Source organism: Lewinella sp. W8, assembly GCF_004375085.3.
GTDB lineage: Bacteria > Bacteroidota > Bacteroidia > Chitinophagales > Saprospiraceae > Neolewinella.
Map to the genome: position 1 here is coordinate 1 of NZ_SNAQ03000022.1, position 17,621 is coordinate 17,621.

Below are 17,621 nucleotides of genomic sequence, written 5' to 3' on the forward strand. Positions count from 1 at the left end.
ACCAGTTGATGATGTCGTAAGTAACTTCCAGCTTGAAGCACTCCTCGGAAGCAGTACCCGTCGTGCGGAAGGTGTCAACGCTGGGGTTGATCGTGATCAGGTCACAGGCACGCTCGTCGATGCCGATACCGTCGTAGTCGGGAACTACGGCACAGTCAGCTTCCTCATCCGTGGGGAAGGTCAGCGTGTAGTCGTGGATGCCGTAGACCGTGATGCGCTGCGTACAGGCAGCAGCGTTGGTCAGGCCCTGGCCGTCAGTAGCCGTGAATACACGGGTGAACTGGCCAACACCACAGCTGTTCACGTCACCGCTGATCGTCTGGGTGATCGTTACTTCACAGTTGTCGATACCGGTAGCAGCACCGAAGGCAGCGTCCAGCTCCTCGTCGGTAGCTTCGCTGATGTCAGCGGGAAGTTCAGCATTGTAGGCAATGCAGCTGATGTTGATCGGAGCCGGAGCAAAACAGATAGGACGTGCCTTGTCTTCCACCAGTACTTCGAGCCAGCAGTAGTTTACGTTACCACGCTCGTCCGTAACACGGAGGCCAACGAGTACGTTACCGAGGTCCTCACAGGTCAGCAGCAGCTGGTCCGTGTAAACAGCGCCGGGCAGCAGTTCGTAGGTGCCGTTAGCCAGCTGGCGTACGCGGCCGATGTGCAGCGTTACGTCGCCACAGTCGTCGTAAGAACCGTTGTCAATCATTTCGGGGGTCAGAACAGCTACACCAGTGCTGGGGCCACCGGTAGAAGAGCCGGAAGTCAGGCTGATGTTCAGGCCGTCTTCACAGATGGCTACGGGAGCCGTACGGTCGATGACCGTGAAGGGTACGTCGGTGAAGTCAGAGTTACCACAGTCGTCCGTGTAGGTGTAACGCAGGGTGTGCGTACCAGCGGGGATCGGACCGGCAATCTCAGCGTCGCCGTCGTTCAGGTCCAGGAAGAAGGTGCCGATGGGGGCGCCGTTCAGGTTCTGGAAGGGGTAAATGTCAGCTTTCAGCTCGATGCCGGCGCTACAGTTGTCCGTCAGGCGGATGCTAGGATCGTCCAGGCGGATGTAGGCAGCACAGATGTCACCAGCGTTGGTGCTGAACTCCAGCGGGCCATCGTCGATGATGCCGTCGAAGTCGCGGTCTTGCGTGGGAGCAGTGAAGTCAGGAGCGGTGGTGTCACCAACCTTAACTACCTGCGTGTAGGTACGTACGGTCTGGGGAGCACACCAGTCGATAACGGTGTAAGTCCGTACGAACTTGTAAGTGTTGGGGCAGGTCTGGATCCGGGGACCGTCCTCGTAGGTCAGGGCGATGTTACAAACAGAGCCGTCGAGTACCAGAGGAATGGTACGGTCTTCGAAGGTCCAGAAAGGCAGATCGCCGGCGCGGGGAACGGGGTTACCGTTAGCGTCGAGCGTCAGGGTCTCGTCACACTCGTACTCAGCTACGTCCAGCTGGTCGCCAGCGGGTTCGATGTCACCGAGTTCGGGACGAACAAAGTCAATGTCGAAAGAAGTAACGGCAGGACCGTTCTCTTCGCCAGCAGCGCTTTCACAGTCGCTGATTTCGGTAGCGGTGAAGGTACGCGTGATGGTGATGTCATCACAGGCGGGGTCTTCGCCGAAGGTAGCTACGTCGTTCACACAAACCTGGAGGCGAGGAGCACATCCGTCGGTGAATTCAGGAACAACAGCGGTACCAGCACCGGGATCGAAGGCGATCAGGTCCAGACGGTCGCGCAGAGCGGTAGCCATGGTGCCGGGAACGGTGCGGAATACACCGTCGGTGCCACGAGCTACTTCCCAACAACGGCTGATGTTGATGTCGAGCATGGTCAGCATGATCTCCTCGAAGTCGGTGCAGGGAAGCACTTCGTCATCGGGAGTAGAGACTACTGCGGGAGGCGTCTTGTCTTCAGCGTTAACGCGGCCCCAGGAGGTCGTGTAACCTTCAACAGGGAAGATGATGTCCATGGGATCGAAAACACCGTTGGTGAGTTCGAATACTTCGAACTGGAAGTCAAAGTCACCGTCGTCAATGATACCTGCACGCAGTACAGAACCGGGCTGTACGTCGAAAGAGGCGGAGCCGGTAATGTTTTCGTCAAAGAATTCAACTACGTCCTCGATGGGGAAACCTTCAAAGTCAAAAAGGAGGAACCCGAGGTCATCTTCCAATTCGTTGGTACGCGTGAAAGAGTAGTCAAAGCTGAAAGTACCCGTTTCGAAGAAGTCGAACTGGGCAAACAGGGCGTAATCATCACCACCGGCAAAGAAGTTACCGTCGGTAGCAACGCCAACGAGGTCGTCAGTTACGATGAAGTCGAAAAAGCCGAAGTTGTCATCGCTAATGGTGAAGAGGTTAAGGTCGTAGGCAACTCCGTCGTTAGCCAGGAAACCAGCAACGGGAGGAGTTACTTCCACTTCTTCCTTAGCCTCGATCTTGTAAGAGTACTCACCACAACCGTCGATGATAGGACCGTTAGCGGGGTTGCTATCCATTACGGTGATGCAGAAGAGTTCCCAGGGAGCAACAATACCGTCGCCGTCTACGTCACGGTCGCCGGTAAGTACCATCTCGGGGATAAGGAGCGCCTGACAGTCGTCATTGAGCGTCAGGTTGATGTCGGAAATATTTCCGAGGTTGACCTCGTAAACGGGGTCTTGGGCTGCTAGCGCTACGCTGAAAAGGCAGCAGAAGGCCAACATAAGCAATTGTCTTGCTTGCTTCATAAGATTACGATTTAAGAAAAGTTAAAAGTACACGACCCCAAAAAGGGGCTTTAAATATGGTTAAACGTTCTTCGAGTGAGGTCGAAGTGTCTTTAGGTCGGATTTACCGCGTAAAACTACAAAGCCCTGCGAATACCGCAAAGCATCACCGAAAAAATCATCATTTTATTCATGCGATACCGAACAACTTTAACAGTTTCGGGTTCGGCGGGGTGTTTTTTTGGGGATCAGTCTCAACCCGTAGCACCATTTTATCACCTCGTGACAGCAGCTCAGCATCCAGTTTTACTGCATCCCGGCAGAGCACGACGATTCCATTTCATTGCACCTGCGCGCCGTCGCCCAAACTAGCCACGTATCCATTCGACGGCTCTAAGGAGCACAGTGGGGGGAAGGTTAGTATAGCTGGCCCACCGGGCTGTTTCCATCGGCCGCAGCCCCGGATTACTGTTCGTAGGTCTCGGTGTATGATATATATAAGGTTGGTTGAGGTCATTCCTAAACCAAACTGGCCCACCCGGATAACCGAGCGGGCCAGCGTGGCTTTAGCTAAAGGGATAACGATTTAGAATCGCAGAGAAACCGTTTCTCCGATTCCGCAACCGACCGTAACCCGGTCTCCTTCCTTGAGGCTCCGGCTAAAGGCATCCGTCTTCAGCGGCTTGGAGCCACTGTAGCTGTTGATACGCTTGTTGGCATCGGCGGCCACGTCGGGGTCGATGCTCCTGGCGTAGGCGTACTTGTCAAGAGCGGCCAGTACCGCCAGGCGCTGCTGCCAGGGATCACCGCAGCGGCTACCCATCCGGGCGTAGATGTCGCCGATGAGCAGGTAGGGCTTACCCCAGCCATCGCTGAGGGAGGCCGCCTTGTTGGCGTTCTGGCGAGCGGAACCGTACTGCCCCAGCTTACCGGACTGGATGGACGCCATCTGGTAGTAGGACTGGGCCTTCTTCTCGTCATCTTCGGCCTGGTCAATGGCCTCCTGGTAGCGGCGGATGGCTCCTTCGTAGTCTTCCTCCTGCACCAGGAGACTGGCGTCGTAAGCGGGGTTCATCCGACGACGCTCGGCCTCGAATTCTGCCGCTTTCTCGGCGTACACCTTATCGTACTGCGCCTGGACTTCCTTGACGGCGGGATCGATTTCATCACATCCCTGGGCCTTAAGCTTGGTAATGATGAATCGCATGACCTCCAGGTCTTCCTGGTTTTCGCGGAACTTGGGCATCAGCTCTCCCTTGAAGTAGGCACAGTCGAAGATTTGATCTTCGTACTCCAGCACACTGGCTTCCAGGTTGGCTTTCGCATCCTTATAGTACTGACTATAGGCTTCGTTATTTTCGATGTTGTAGTCAGCGATGGCGTTGCCCTTGTCGTAGAGCTCCCGCACCCGACCGTTATCGATCTGTTCGGTTTTGAAGTAGTAGTTCAGCAGCTGGCCCAGGGGAGGGAGTACGATGTATTCAGCGTCATCTCCACCTTTGTCCATCGCCATTTCGAGCGTAGTGAGGGCATCCATGGAGTAGCCCTGGAGGTAGAACATGTCGTAGCCCTTCCGACCGAGCAGGAAGGCTTCGGCGTCGGGGTAACAAGCCAGTTCTTCGTCGTAGAAGGACAGCAGACGGGCTGCGTACTCCTTCTTCTTTTCCGGGTCAGTAGCTTTGGTGTACATCGCGCGGTAGAACTTCCGACCGTCCCGGTAGTGGAAAGGACGCTGGCCATCAGCTGCGGGAGCGATCTCGTAGGCTTTCTGCCAGTTATTGAAGGCGGTGTTGAATTCTTCTTCGGAAAGGGCCGCAAGGTCTGCGTCCGTTTTTCCCTTTACGAAGTTACGGTAGGCCACGTGTGCGTTTTCCGCTTCTTCCTTATCGGGAGAGTTTACCCAGTTTTCGCACTGAGCGTTAACCAGGGAAACAGAAGCACAGAATATCAGCAACAGTGCCAGGGGGCGAAGGATAGTTTGCATGTTGGCTTAGTTGAGTTTGCGTTTAAAGAACCAGGTGTTATCGTTTAACGAGAACCCCAGGGTGAGTTGTACGTAGTTTTCGTCAAGGATATCCGGAACCCCAAACTTACCGAATTCTAGGGCAAGGTCAAGGAAAGATACCTGCTGACGTGGTAAACTGATGGGCATACCGAGGCCTAAGGTAATGGCATTACGGCGGGCCTGCACCCCATCAACGCTACGAGCATCCTCCTCCAGGCGGAGGCCGAGGCGGTAGCGCACCCGCTGCCAATACCGGTTATAGGAGTTGGCGTTGGGAATATACTGGACACCCAGCGCGAGGCGGTTGGCGTCCGATAAATCTTCCGGTTGCGCTTCGTTCAGGTAATTACTGAAGAAGCGGTTTCCGTATTCGACACCAACAAAAAACTTGTTGAGGTCTTCGTAGCCTACCCCGACGTTGAAGGAAGAGGGCAGGGTCAGGTTATTAATCTCGCCGTCCACGGCCTGCAGGGTATCAGACACGAAGAGGGCGCCATTGGGGCTAAAGCGGCGGAAAAGCAAGCTGGACTCCGATTCGATGTCCGTCTGTAAGTTTCCGTTTACGCCCAGGATTAAACGCTTCCCGTTGGGAACCTTAATCCCCTCGTCGTTCACCTCCTTGAAGTTGATGGTATACTGAACCCCGTACCCGAGGCTCACCCCGCCAACACTGAATTCTTCCAGAAACTCCGTCGCCAGGGCTTCCGGAATATCGTCGAAGGAAACGATGCGGCTGTTGGTGATTTTACCAAAGTTGTAGTTCACGTTCAGTCCCGCGGAGAGAAAGCGGTAGCGGAAAGCCGTCGACCAGGAGAAACGATAGGTGCCGCCGTTTCCCTTCAGGGAGTTAGACGTGGCGCCGAGTTCTTCATCCTCACCGGCCAGGCGCAGGTCGTAGCCCACCAGGGTGGTGGGCGCGAGGCTGAAAGCCATACCCGCGTTCCATTCGTTCTGAATCCGGTCAAGGTTGAGGTTGATCGGGTTCCTCAGCGGAAAGCCAAGGGCCAGGTAACGAATGTTACCCTGCCAGGTGTTGGCGGAACTGGTCTGATCCTGCAGCGAAGCATTGCGGGCGTAAACGCCCACTTCAAAGCTGGTCGACTGAAGGTTCGCCAGGCTTGCGGGGTTCTGTACGTTGAGGTGGAAGGCATTTTGGTATACCGTTTCCAAACCACCCATACCCGCCTGCGCGGCGTGCACCTGATCCAGGGGATCTCCCAGGCCAAAGCGGCTTAGGGGGCTGTTCAGTTTTGGGCGAATGTCAACAAAGTCGGAGAGCAGGTTTTGCGCACCCACCTTCAGCCCACTACCACAGAGCAGGAGCAGGAAGAGCAGACTTAGTTTACAATTCGTTTTCAACATAATTTGACAAAATTTGAATGAGCCCTTCGAGGACCAGATAAGGGTGATGGGAGTAAGCAATCTTCAGGTGGCTACCGATCCAGGCGGCATCTCCTCCCGTGAGCAGGAGTTCCAGACCGGGATAGGTGGCGGACAAACGCTCATACAAGCCTTCAATCTCGTACACCAGGCCCATCTGACCTCCGTGACGCAGTGCGTTCAGCGTGGAGTCTCCCAGGATACCCACCGGATTTTCGGCGGATGGCAACGGCAGTCTGGCGGTAAACTCATGCATTGCCCGAAGGCGCATGTGCAGTCCAGGGCTGATGTTTCCTCCGACGAAAACGCCTTCGGCATCCAGCAGATCGATGGTGGCACAAGTTCCCGCATCCACGATCAGTTGGGCTGTTTGGCCCGGTTGATCCGGAGGGCAACGGCGTGCAGGTGCCGGGGTCTTTCGCAGGCCCATGGCTCCCGCCATGGCCGCCATGCGATCCAAACCCAGCGTATCCATGGTGCGATACCGACTGCCAAAGGGCAGCGGCAGGCCATGATGAAGCCGGACAACGCGACGATGCTCGCTTTCCCATTTATCTATCCACACTAATGGCGGCTCGTTAGCTACCGTGGAATAGATGATATTTTTCACCCCGTGGTTGGTTACCACCTCATCCAGCGTTGACCAATCCTGGCCGGAAACCGAAAAAGGTACATCAATCATCCTCCGAAAGTGGAACAGCGCGGCTTTGGTGCCCGTATTGCCAATATCGATGGCTAGTTGATGTATTGAGGTACTCATCTCACAAGTCGCCCATAAGACGTAAAAACTCCCTTGGAGGGTTCTTATGGGCGCGTTAAAATTTGGTTTAATGCTTAAAGTGGCGAATTCCGGTAGTGACCATCGCCATTTCCGCAGTATTCGCTGCGGCAATTGAATCTTTATCCCGAATGGAGCCTCCCGGCTGCACTACCGCAGTAACGCCGGCCTCGTGAGCAATCTCCACGCAATCGCTGAAGGGGAAGAAAGCATCGGAGGCCATAACCGAACCGGCGGGGTCAAACCCAAAGGCTCTGGCCTTGAGAATGGCCTGCTTAAGGGCATCCACCCTACTGGTTTGACCGCAGCCCATACCGATCAATTGACCGTTCTTCACCAGGGCGATGGTATTGGATTTAAGGTGCTTGGCACACTTATTGGCAAAGACCAGGTCCGCCAGTTCTCTTTCGTCGGGAGCGCGGTCCGTTACCGTCGTAAAGTCGGCCGCGGACTCCGTTTTACGGTCGGCATCCTGTACGGCTACCCCATTCAGCAGGCTCTTGAATTGCTTGGCCTGTAAATCCAGGTGGTGGTACTGCAAAAGAATGCGCTTCTTTTTCTTGCTCAGCAGCTCCAGGGCAGCGTCCGTAAAATCCGGGGCGATGAGGACTTCATAGAACAACTCATCGATCGCGGAGGCGGTTTCCAGGTCCAGGGGACGGTTGGTGATCAGAATACCGCCAAAGGCCGATACCGGATCGCCGGCGAGTGCGGCTTTCCAGGCTTCCAACTGAGAGGGTCTTACGGCCACCCCGCAGGCATTGGTGTGCTTGAGGATCGCAAAAGCCGGATTTCCCGCTTCGAATTCCCCCATAATGCCAACGGCAGCGTCAATGTCCACCAGGTTGTTGTAGCTGATGTCCTTTCCGTTCAGCTTCGTGAACATTTCTTCCAAACGCCCGAAGAAGGCCGCCTCCTGATGGGGGTTTTCTCCGTAGCGCAGCGTAGTGGCCCGCATTTCACTGCGTTTGAAGGCGGGAAGTTGCCCATCCTCATTAAAGTAGTTGAAAATAGCCGTGTCGTAATGACTGCTCACGGCGAACGCCCGGCGCGCCAGGGCCTTACGGTCCTCCAGACTGCTTTCCCCGCTTTGTCCTTCCAGAATGGCCAGCAGGGTGGGATAATCGTCCCTACTGGGCACGATTACCACATCGTGGTGGTTCTTCGCGGCGGCCCGAATCAGGGCAATGCCACCGATATCAATTTTTTCAATGATCTGAGCTTCGTCTTCCGTATTGGCCACCGTTTCCTCAAAGGGATAAAGATCAACGATGATCAGGTCGATCTCCGGAATGTTGTACTTAGATAACTGGCCGAGGTGATTCTCCTCCCGACGAGCCAGAATGCCGCCATGGACTTTGGGGTGAAGCGTTTTAACCCGGCCGTCCAGAATGGAAGGATAGCCCGTAAGGTCTTCCACCGGAACGACCTCAATGCCCCGGTCACGAATAAAGGTTTCCGTTCCTCCGGTGCTGTAAATGGTAACGCCCAGTCGATCGAGTGCATCGACAATGGGGCCCAGCCCTTCTTTATGGTATACGGAAACGAGCGCGGATTTTATTTTCCTGGAGGTCATGCGAGCCTTTCGATTTAGAAGGCGCGAAGATAAGCATAATTGGCCTGTTCCTCATCGGATTCCCAGTACCCACCCTTCGTGGCGGATCACCTGACGCACTTCTCGCCGGGATAATCGATCGGGGGCCGACAGTAAATAAGGTAATTCTCCCGCCGTGGAGGCATTCCGTAAATAGTTTACCAGCGCCTTAACCTGGGCCCGATCCGGGATAGCATCGGACCGATTTATCGGCAGCATACTGGGGTAGATTTCGGCGTGCAATACGCAGGGGCCGCGGCGGACTTTCTGGTCAAAATGGGTCGTAAACGGCCAAATGTCACTTACGTTGGCCAGTTCCGGGTCTTCAATGGCCAGGCGATACACTCTGGGGATGCCCAACAGGGACTGACTACCTACGCTGCCCGTGTAGGCCAATTTCCAGGCGGGTTGCATCCTGGGGACACTTTGCTCAACAATCCGGCGTTCGGCCAGGCTGCTCCGGCGATTGGTAACCGGATAACGAAAATCCTTCTTAGGGCCCAGAAATATTCCACTTTGCCCCGTAGGAACACCCCAGAAGGGCCCACTTCCACCCGTGATCTTCCGGTTCAAATCCGCGCCAACCTGAAAACGGTTATTCTGGTTGTCTGCCCCGTCTTCCACCAGTTTATTCAGCAAGCGCCAGACGGCCTTCCACCGGGGTTTCTCCTTTAGCCGGAGCGCTTTGGCGAAGCCCTTGGGATAGCCGAAGGAAAAATCCCAGCCAACTACAACCCTTTGTTCCTGTTTTACCAGCTCGAGCAAACGCTTCCGCAGATACTGGTGACAGGCTTCCCGGGTGCGGAAATAAGAAACCTTCATCCTCCCCTGCGCGCTGGCCTGCGCCACCCAAATCGCATCCTTACTCGGACGACGGGGGCTGGGCTTGGCCCGTGAAGACCAATCAACGGCAATGAAGTAATTAAAGCTTTGCAAGGTTTTTATCGTTGGCCCGCGAAGGTAACCTGCGTTAACCTATTGTAAAGCAAGTGTTACGTTAAGTTTACTTGTTTGCACACCATAAACTCAGCCGGAAGCCCCGAACTCCGACACACAACAGCTCTCGTCAACTTAATTAAACCTGGGGGCTGCTTTCCCTTGATACAGGTACGCATTATTCAATCTGAAGGGCACACTAGACGTAAGCTGTCGTGAGGTTTCATCAGCGATTCCTGCGGAATCGCGGCAGTTCAGAGGGGCGCATAGTAGCGGCAGGTAATTACCTGCCGCTACTAGAAAATTCAGGGGCTTGATTGCCAAATGATTAATTCACGAAACAGCCTAGCACTAGACGGTAGCTCCGTTCAGGGCCGCCCGTTTCTCCGCAATTGCGGGAGACACCAGATACTCATCATAATTCATCAGGCTATCAATGACACCATTCGGCGTGATTTCAATGATGCGATTACAACTGGTCTCTACGAGCTGGTGGTCGTGGCTGCTCATGATGAAGTTTCCGGGAAAATCTCTGAGCGAATTGTTGAGCGCCGTAATTGATTCCAGATCCAGGTGGTTGGTCGGCTCGTCCAACAGCAGAAAGTTTGGACTGTTCAGCATCATCTTACTGAGCATACACCGCACTTTTTCGCCTCCGGAAAGGACGCTTGATTTTTTGTGCACCTCTTCGCCCGCAAATAGCATTCTACCCAGGAATCCCCGGATGAATTGTTCGTCTTTATTGGCGGAATACTGCCGGAGCCACTCTACCAGATCGAGGTTGTTGGCGCCACTAAAGAAGTCAGCGTTCTCGTTGGGCAGGTACTGCCGGGTGATCGTCTGGCCCCACTCAATTGTTCCGGAGTCTGCTTCGGTTTCCCCGGCGAGCACTTCATAGAATGCGGTCAGGGCAGTGGCCTCCTTGGCCAGCAAGGCAATTTTGTCTCCACTGTTCATCGTGAAGGAAACGTTGCCGAACAACAATTCGCCTTCCGGCGAGCGCTTACTCAGGTTCTCCACCTTGAGGATCTGGTCGCCTGGCTCCCGCTCGGGTTGAAAAGCGATGAAGGGGTACTTGCGACTACTGGGCTTAATTTCTTCGATGTTAAGCTTTTCCAACGCCTTTTTCCGGCTGGTTGCCTGCCGTGACTTGGAAGCATTTGCGGAGAAGCGCTGAATAAATTCAAGCATTTCTGCCCGCTTCTGCTCCATCTTTTTGTTCTTGTTGGCCAGTTGCTGGGCGGCCAGCTGACTGGATTGGTACCAGAAGCTGTAGTTACCCGTGTAAATGGTTGCCTGCTGCCGATCAATATCCACGATGTGCGTACAGACCATATCGAGGAAATAGCGGTCGTGGCTCACTACGATCACGGTATTTGGAAAATCCGCCAGGAAGTCGGCCAGCCAGTGGACGGTGTTGGCGTCCAGGTCGTTGGTCGGCTCGTCCAGCAGGAGGATATCCGGACTGCCGAACAGCGCCTGTGCAAGGAGCACTTTTACCTTCTCGGGGCCGCTCAACTCCGCCATTAATTTGTAGTGTAAATCCTCCCGGATTCCCATATTGGAAAGCAATTCGGCGGCGTCAGAATCGGCCGTCCAGCCGCCCATTTCCCCGTAGGTATTCTCTAGTTCTGCGGCGCGCATACCATCTTCATCCGTGGCGTCCGGATTCATGTAGATGGCGTTTTTTTCCTGCTCGATGGCGAAGAGCTCTTCGTGCCCCATTTTGACCACGTCCAGGACAGTTTGTTCTTCGAAGCCAAAGTGGTTCTGACTCAGGACGGCCATCCGGTTACCGGGCTCCAGGCTCACCGATCCTCTGGTGGGATCGAGGTCTCCGGAGATCACCTTGAGGAAAGTAGACTTTCCGGCTCCATTGGCCCCGATGATGCCATAGCAGTTTCCGTGCGTAAACTGCAAATTGACCTCATTGAAGAGTATTCTTTTGCCAAATTGTACCGTAAGATCATTAACCGTCAGCATGGACATTTCAATTTTGAAGCTGCAAAGGTAAGGCCTTTAATTGGCTGATTACCAAGAATCCTTAACGCCCGAAAAGTAGGATGGGTTTTCGGGGGTTAAAATTTGGCTTCATGGCCCCACTAAGCGCACTGCACCTGCACCGGCTGTGCCGAGTATTCCGCTTTACTCCACGCCCCGACGACCGAAAAAAAAAGCGTCCCCAGCGCTCAATTAAGGCGCTGGGGACGCTAATCATCACCTCCGTGATGTATTGGCGTTAATCGATGATCACCCGGTGGGTTTCACTTCGATCGCCGGCCGTTAAGCGCAGGATATATACGCCCGCAGCCTGCTGACCGATGTTCAGGTTAACCACTCCCCTACCCGGGCGGAGGAAAGTCCGTGGCCCAACGACGTTACCGCGCACGTCGTAGAGCTGAACGCTCATGGGTAGTTCTTCGGAAGCTTCCTCGGTCATTTCCACGTGCATCATGGAACCCTGGATCGGGTTCGGGAACACCCGGCCGATGGCCGTGGTCGGAGGAGCCAGCTGCAGCGCGACCACATTGGACCACAGATCGCCATATTCGGCGTCGTTAAGGCGTACCCGGTAGAAGGTCCGTCCCGCCAGCGGGCTGACGTCGTCCAACTCGAAGCGGGCCGTATTTCCGTTAGCGGAAATGAAGGCAGGCGTATTGACGGACACCAGATCCGTAAAGTCTTCACCGTTGAGGGAACGCTCCACGGTAAAGTCATAATCGGAGCCGTCGTAGGGTACCGTCCAGTCAATGGTCACCTCGCGAGCCTGCAGACTGTTGATGGTTCCCCCGGCCACTAAGTCGTCTCCGCAGGCACTAGGATTATTGATAATCGTGATCTGGCGGGTTTGGGTAGACGTACAACCGTTGGCCGTAACCGTAAGGGTAATGCTGAAGGAACCAAAGGTTGCCCAACTGGTGGTAACGGAAGCAGCGCTACTCGTCTCTACCGCAGAGAGTCCGGTAAATACCCAGTTTATTACGGCACCTTGTTCGACGCCTTCGGCGGTGAAGGTCGCCGATTCTCCGACACAAAGGACGTTGGGTCCACTGATTTCGGCTACGGCATCGTCACCAACGTCCACCGTCAGCACATTACCCTCGATATAGGGGCAATTATTCCGGCGTACACAACGCACGAAATAGGTAGTGCGGGAAACGGGACCGGGAGCGTAGTTGGGGCTGTTGGTATTCGGAATCGGCGTCCAGAAGGAAATATCCTGAGAAGGATCTTCCTCGTTGAACATCCACAGGTACTCAATTTCACCAACACCTCCCGTGGCGGGAGATACTTCGATGAAGGGATCCGGCGTATTCCCCGGTCCGCAGATTTCCTGGCTAAAGCCGATGACGCCCGGATCATTCACATTTTCAATACAGGGATTGAAGAAACCAGCGTCGATGGAGAAGTCCATTTCATCGGGCCCTACCGTGTAGAAGGGCGTCATGAAGGTGACGGGATCCATGTCGCTATCCAGTTCGTCGTCGGACCCGTTGTTGTCGGGGCTGGGATCAAAACCGTCCGGAGCGATGAAGGTCACCTTGTAGGTTCCGGGAGGAACGGCAAACATATACATGCCCGTTTCGTCGGTCATGGTCTGGTCCATGTAGGTTCCATCCTCGCTCGTAACGATGACCGTTACGTTCGGAATACCCGGCTCTCCGGGGTCCTGAATGCCGTCGTTGTCCAGGTCATTCCAGACGAAATCTCCAATCTTCGCGTCACAATCTTCGGTGATCAGCACCTGACGCTCCGTGAAGGTGATACACTCTTCGGGATCATCGGGAATCAGTGAAGCGGTAATCACCACCTCTCCCTGGGGCAACATGGAGGGGTCCAGTTCATCGACCTCTTCTCCGTTTACCGTGTAGACGATCGTTCCGGGGATGCTTGCAATGGCAAAGAGCTGGAAGGGCGGCTCAAAGCGACAAACGCTTTCCGGGAGATTGTCTTCAAAGCTGATTGTGGGGTAAAAACACTGATTACTGATGGTCAGGGTAAATACGCCGTTCGTCAGGGTAGAGGAGTACACGAATTCATCCACGAGTTTGAATTCGATTCTGTACACGCCCGGGCTGACTTCCTCCAGCACGGTACCTACGGGCACCGGAATCGGAGCCGCCGGCGGGTCTTCACTCTCCAGCAGATACATGTTCTGGTTGGAGAGGATGGTCCAGGTCTGACCGGGGTCAGCGGTAATTTCTAGCACCTCGCTGAACTGTCCGTCAATGTCGTTGGTGTTGTTGTTCAAACAATTACAGGGGTCCACGATGGCTGCACCGGGTTCGGCAAAGAAACCGGCATCCACCGTCATGTTATACTCACCGGGCTCCAGCGTGTACGTCTGGGTCATCCCGTCCATGTCCGGATCTCCGTCACTGTCCGTTGCGTCGTCTCCGGAGTTGGCCAGGGTGCGAATTCCCCCGGGAGGCTCGATGAAGAGAATGGAGTAGGTTCCGGGGACCAGTCCCAGGAAAGCGTAATTACCGTTCTCGTCCGTCCGGGTAGAATCGATGATTTCACCGGCGGCATTCTTGAGGTAGACGGGGTAATCGGCAATGCCGGGTTCACCGGGGTCCTGCTGTCCGTTGACGTTGAAGTCCTGCCAGACAAAGTCGCCGATGCCGGCAAAGGCCGTCAGGGTTCCCGTACAGGAAGTAGTACAGCCGTTGGCGTCCGTAACGGTCACGGAGTAAGTACCCGGAGCCAGGTCCGTGATGGACTCGGTCGTTTCACCGTTACTCCAGCTGTAGGTGTAAGGTTGCGTACCCCCAGAAGCCATTACGGACAGGGCACCATTATCGCCCGCCGTAGATTCCTGGTCTACAACTACGGAACAAACTAATTCGGGGAGCTCCGTCAGGAGCAGGCTGGAGGTCGTGGCCATACAGCCGTTAGCATCCGTTACCGTGACGGAGTAAGATCCGGCGGGCACGTTTTCCAGAATTTCACCGGAGGTTCCATTACTCCAGGCGTACGTATAGGGTTCTGTGCCCCCGACTACCGTAAGGGTAATCATTCCGCTTTCCGTTCCGCCACAGGTGATCGTTGGCGTGGTCGCGGTGAGTAGGATTTCGTCTGGTTCTCCTACCGTGAAGGAGGCTACCGACTGACATTCGTTCCCGTCGGTGACCGTCACGGTGTAGGTTCCGGCAGCCACGTCGGTGAGGTCTTCCGTCGTGGCGCCGTTGCTCCACAGAAAGGCAAAGGTCCCGGAGCCCCCGGATACGGTAAGGTCGATACTTCCGGAAGCTTCGCCATTACAATCTGCGTCCGTAACCACGCCGGAAATCATAATTTCGTCGTTGGCCGTGAGGGTGTAGGACTGCTCCAGGGTACAGTTATTGGCGTCCGTGATGGTGACCCCGTAGGTACCGGCCATCAGGTTACCGATGTCTTCCGTGGTGGCACCATTACTCCAGGCAAAAGTATAGGCTGGCGTGCCCCCGGAAACGGTCAGATTGATGGAACCGGTTGCATCGCCGGGGCAGGCGACGTTCGTCAGGGCTGCCGAAGCTTCCAGTGCCGAGGGCTGCTGGATGGAAACGGAAATGGAAGCCTGGCAGGCACCCGCATCCGTAACGACTACCGTGTAAGTTCCTGCGGTCAGGCCACTGAGATCTTCCGTGGTCGCTCCGGTAGTCCAGAGGTAGGTGTAGGGGGCAAGGCCTCCCATGACGGTAAGGTCAATGGAGCCGTCATTCCCTCCGAAACACAAAACGTTGGTGGGAACCACGGAAAGATCGATCTCGTCGGCTTCTTCTACCGTGAAGGAGGCCGTGGCCTCACAGTCGTTCACGTCCGTGACCGTCACGTCATAGGTGCCGGCGGTCAGCCCCGTGATGTCTTCGGTCGTGGCGCCGTTGCTCCACTGGAAGGCGTATCCACCCGTTCCTCCGGCGACCGTTAAGTCGATCGCTCCTTCGTCTTCACCGAAGCAGTCGTTATCGGTCACGGTTCCGCTGACCATGATTGCCGTCGGCTCGTTGACCGTGAAACTGGCCACGATTTCACAATCGTTCGCGTCGGTTACGGTTACTACGTAGGTGCCGGCCGTCAGGTCGGTGATGGTCCGGGTAGTGGCCCCGGTATTCCAGGCGTAGGTGTAGACGGGGGTACCTCCGGAGGCCAGGACGGTGATCCGGCCGGTAGCCGCTCCGTTACAATCTACGTCAACCACATTGTCCGTGATCATCAGGTTAGCCGGCTGGTTGATCTGGACCGTGATGGTCTCGGTACAGCCGTTGGCGTCGGTGGTGGTGTTGGAGTAGGTACCCGCCATCAGGCCGGAAATGTCCTCAGTCGTAGCACCATTGCTCCACAGGTAGGTGAAGGGGGCCGTGCCGCCAGTGACCGTCAGGTCAATGCTGCCCGTGGCGTCTCCGGGACAATCCACGTTTTCCGGGTCAACGGCCAGTACCAGCTCGTCGGGGGACCCGACCACAACGGAACCCGTTGCCTTACAGTCATTCGCTTCCGTGACCGTCACGGTATAGGTACCCGGCGCCAGGCCAGTAATGGTTGCCGTTGTCCCGCCATTGCTCCAGGCGTAGGTGATGGGGGCATCGCCACCGGTTACGGTGGCCGTCGCCGTTCCGTCATTCTCGTCGGCACAACTGGTGGGGGTGCTGCTCAGGCTTACTGAGATTTCTATCGTTCGAATGGTGGCACTAGCCTCCGCCGTACATCCGTTCACGTCCGTTGCCGTCACGGTATAGGTGCCGGCACCAAGTCCGGATACGGTAGGACCGACAGCGCCGGTACTCCAGGCGTAGGTATACTGACTGGTGGGGCCGGAGAGGGGCCGGGCGGTCAATGATCCCGTGGCGTCACTGCCGCAAAGCAGCAGGTCACCCACAATTTCAATTTCGACTTCAGGAGACTCGGTAATTACGTAAGTATCGACGAGGGTACATTCGTTGGCGTCGGTTACGGTGACCGAGTAGGTGCCGGCGGGGAGGGGCCCGATGCCCTGGCCGGTAAATGCTCCGGGCTCCCAGTTGTAGGAATAGGGCGGTGTACCTCCGGACGGAGCGATGCGCAGGAAGGCGTCGGCTTCTCCCGGGCAAACCGTCTCATCACCAAAGATGCTTCCGGTCAGTGCCGGAGGGGCGCCAACGGTTCCGGTAGCGGTAGCGGTACATCCCCGGGCGTCCGTCAGGGTTACCCCGTAGGTGCCGGGAGCCAGTCCGGAGATCATTGGTCCTGAGCCACCGTTGGACCAGGCAAAAGTGAAGGGAGGCGTTCCACCGGTAGTGGTTGCCGTAAGGCTACCATCGTTGGAATCGGCACACTGGGCGTCAACGTCCACCAGCGTAATCACCGGAGGGTCTTCGACGATCGTCGTACAGGCCACGTAGCCGCAGAGGTTCGCGTCTACGACCGTAACGCAGTAGTCACCGGCGGGTACCACCACGGCACGGGTCTCGGCCCCCGTAGACCAGTTGTACCGGTAGGGGGTGACGCCACCCATGGGTTCAGCAGCAATCATGAAGGGGCCTTCACAGCCCTCGGCATCCGTAATGGTTGCCGTCACTCTTTCGGGTTCGAAGAGTGTGACGGATCCGGAAGCAGAACCTCCGGCGCCGTCCGTAACGGTAACTTCGTAGGTGCCGGCAGTGAGGTTATCGATTACGGGAGTGTCCCCGCCATTGCTCCAGGAAAAAGATACCGGAGGCGTGGCGTCGCTTACGGTTACCTGGGCAACACCGTTAGCCAGGCCAAAACAGCTGATATCCTGGCCGGTAACGGAAATCGAAAGTTGGCCAAAAACGGCCATGGGTAAAAAAAGAAAAAGCAGGGCCAGCAACTTGCCGGGCGGTGTCGCTAGGGGTAAAGATTTCTTCATAGTGGAATTATGATAAGTGAGCAGATTTTGGGAATGATTATTGGCTAGATTGAACGAGCAATCTAGCATTCGGCTTAAATCGGAGAGACCCTGCTTAGACAATAGCACAGGTACCGGCCCCTAATCAGGAACTACCGGATACACAAGAAAAATGTTTGATCGTAAATAACCCCCTAAAGCTCTTTCTTCGGCGAAACAGATAATTTTCGCCCTACACAAAGAAAAGCCTCCGCCATCGTAATGACAAATACTTAACTTTTTAACAGTTGGTAGACGCCCTAAAAAAGAAAAGGTCACATTCCGCATTGGTGGCGGAATATGACCTATTCGACAAATCGTAATCTCATGAAAATATTGCGAAAAAGGTGGGCGAATGCC

General features: G+C 55.4%; 8 protein-coding genes. All 8 read right to left on the bottom strand.

Features of this window, described 5'->3' with window-relative positions; genetic code table 11:
* Positions 1-2,722, bottom strand: a 2,722-nt coding sequence (locus E1J53_RS20320; protein ID WP_154640258.1) for a hypothetical protein, incomplete at its 3' end; no start/stop codon positions are given.
* A 565-nt stretch (positions 2,723-3,287) separates the two neighbouring features.
* Entirely contained in the window at positions 3,288-4,685 is a 1,398-nt protein-coding gene (locus E1J53_RS20325; RefSeq protein WP_134269927.1) for a lipopolysaccharide assembly protein LapB, read from the bottom strand.
* 6 nt (positions 4,686-4,691) lie between these two features.
* Positions 4,692-6,068, bottom strand: a complete 1,377-nt coding sequence (locus tag E1J53_RS20330) for a hypothetical protein (RefSeq protein WP_134269926.1) — start codon at positions 6,066-6,068, stop codon at positions 4,692-4,694.
* Positions 6,049-6,846, bottom strand: a complete 798-nt coding sequence (locus E1J53_RS20335) for a type III pantothenate kinase (RefSeq protein ID WP_134269925.1) — start codon at positions 6,844-6,846, stop codon at positions 6,049-6,051. Before E1J53_RS20335 ends, E1J53_RS20330 begins: the two co-directional genes overlap by 20 nt.
* A 67-nt stretch (positions 6,847-6,913) precedes the next feature.
* Positions 6,914-8,440 (bottom strand): bifunctional phosphoribosylaminoimidazolecarboxamide formyltransferase/IMP cyclohydrolase, encoded by a 1,527-nt coding sequence (gene purH, locus E1J53_RS20340; RefSeq protein WP_134269924.1) that lies wholly within the window; start codon positions 8,438-8,440, stop codon positions 6,914-6,916.
* A gap of 51 nt (positions 8,441-8,491) precedes the next feature.
* Entirely contained in the window at positions 8,492-9,394 is a 903-nt protein-coding gene (locus E1J53_RS20345) for a hypothetical protein (protein WP_134269923.1), read from the bottom strand.
* Between the two features lie 351 nt (positions 9,395-9,745).
* Complete coding sequence (locus tag E1J53_RS20350; protein ID WP_134269922.1) at positions 9,746-11,377, bottom strand: ABC-F family ATP-binding cassette domain-containing protein; 1,632 nt, start codon at positions 11,375-11,377, stop codon at positions 9,746-9,748.
* 256 nt (positions 11,378-11,633) lie between these two features.
* Positions 11,634-17,243, bottom strand: a complete 5,610-nt coding sequence (locus E1J53_RS20355) for an SdrD B-like domain-containing protein (protein ID WP_173021577.1) — start codon at positions 17,241-17,243, stop codon at positions 11,634-11,636.
* Between the last annotated feature and the right edge of the window lie 378 nt (positions 17,244-17,621).